At 43.3% G+C, this 1,919-nt stretch carries 1 protein-coding gene; it reads right to left on the bottom strand.

What is annotated here, in order from left to right; translation table 11 throughout:
- Positions 1-52 precede the first annotated feature (52 nt).
- Positions 53-1,919, bottom strand: a 1,867-nt coding sequence (locus tag ABS768_RS17490) for a T9SS type A sorting domain-containing protein (protein WP_408076239.1), incomplete at its 5' end; no start/stop codon positions are given.

Below are 1,919 nucleotides of genomic sequence, written 5' to 3'. Positions count from 1 at the left end.
AAAAAATCCCCAACCATTCGGTTGGGGATTTTAATTTTATATCGGTTCAGGTTTATGGCCTGTACTTGATTACTTTTTTGGAAACACTTCCGTTATCAGTAGTAATGTTAAATATGTACTGAGCGGCTTCCAGCGCATCGATATCCACTTTGTTTGTACCTGTGGTTACCGTTTGCTGTTTTACAAGCCTTCCGTTAATATCATAAACATTTAACTGCATGTTATCACTGCCTGCAGCCATTGGTATTTTAATAAACACCTCGGTAGTGGCAGGGTTAGGATAAATTTCCAGTCCTGTAGCAAGGAAATCGTCTATACCTAGCGGTAGCGGCTCCAGTACTACAATGATAACCTGTGCCTCACGGCAGTTCTCAGGGTTATCATCAGGATTGTTGTTATCACAAATTTGGTAAGTAACTGTATAAGTGCCTTCGGTAGCTGTTGCAGGTACGGTAATAATACCGTCTGCATCTACTGTTACACCTGTAAGTCCGCCATCATTAACAATAGAGATAGTGATATCACTATCATCTACAGGCTCGTAGTTGTAAAGGTCGTTTAGGGTAACATCTCCTGCCACACCACCTGTACCTTCGTGGATTTCAACATCGCTAAAATCATCAGCCTCTGCCCATAATCTGTTTCTGATTAACAGGGTTGCCGCCTGTGAAGAAGCACCACAACCTATCACCTCATTAATTACCACTCTGTACTGGTAGTTGTTAAGGCTTAAGGGAGCATGAACAACAGAAAGCATATTTGTATTTACACCAAGGTAAGTAGGGTTAACACCACCATCGGTAAGGTTGTACCATGTAGTACCGCCATCATTACTTTCCTGCCACTGATAGCTGTAAGCATTAGCAACATCTACAGTAAAGTGAGCATCACCGTCAAACGGAGTAGAATCATCTACAGGCTGTGCATTGAATGTCGCTGCAGGAAGTCCCTGTATGGTTACGTTTGCCGAGTTAGAACAACCATTGGCATCGGTTACAAATACACTGTAAGTACCTGCCGTAAGCCCTGTAATGTTTGCTGTAGTAGCACCGTTACTCCAAAGGTAAGTGTATGGCATAACACCACCCACAGCAGTTACGTTTGCCTCACCATAAGCAGCACCTATACAGGTAGGGTTGGTTTGACCCGCTGTAATGTAAAGCGGAGATGGTTGAGAGATAGTACATCCCTTAATAATCTGGCAACCGTTAACATCGGTAATAGTTACGTTATAGCTTCCGGCTGTAAGAGCTGAAATAGTTTGTGTTGTAAGTCCGTTACTCCACAGGTAAGTGTAAGGAGCTGTACCACCATTGGCATTGGCCGTAGCTGTACCGTTACTGCCACCGTTACACGACACATTGGTTTGTGCAATGAAACCTGTAAGCTGTAGTGGCTGTGTTATAATTACTGTTGCAGTAGCCGTACATCCGTTAGCATCGGTAATGGTTACCGTGTAAGCTCCCGGAGCAAGATTTTCAATCATATCGGTAGTTTCACCGTTACTCCATGCATATTGGTAAGGCAGTACTCCACCGGCAACGATAGCTGTAGCCATACCGTTTGCAGCATTAAAACAGGTAATGTTAGTACTGTCAATAGTTACGGTAAGCAGTTCAGGCTCATCTATAGTATAATCCTGAGTGATTGAACATCCGTTGGCATCGGTTACAACCACGCTGTAATCTCCTGCAACAAGCTGGGTTGCTGTAGCAGTAGTTTGTCCGTCACTCCATTCATAATTATAAGGTTCAACACCACCCTGCATTGTTATAGTAGCTTCACCTGTATTGTTACCGTTACATAGTACATCTACCTGAGATGGTGTACCTGTAAGCAGTTCCGGTTCGTCGATTATAAATTCCTGAGTTAAACTACATCCGTTAGCATCGGTAATATCAACAGTGTAAGTACCGGCT

The organism is Flavobacterium rhizophilum (genome assembly GCF_046000485.1).
In the GTDB taxonomy this organism is placed as follows: Bacteria; Bacteroidota; Bacteroidia; order Flavobacteriales; family Flavobacteriaceae; genus Flavobacterium; species Flavobacterium rhizophilum.
This window is presented reverse-complemented; position numbering and strand designations above follow the sequence as displayed.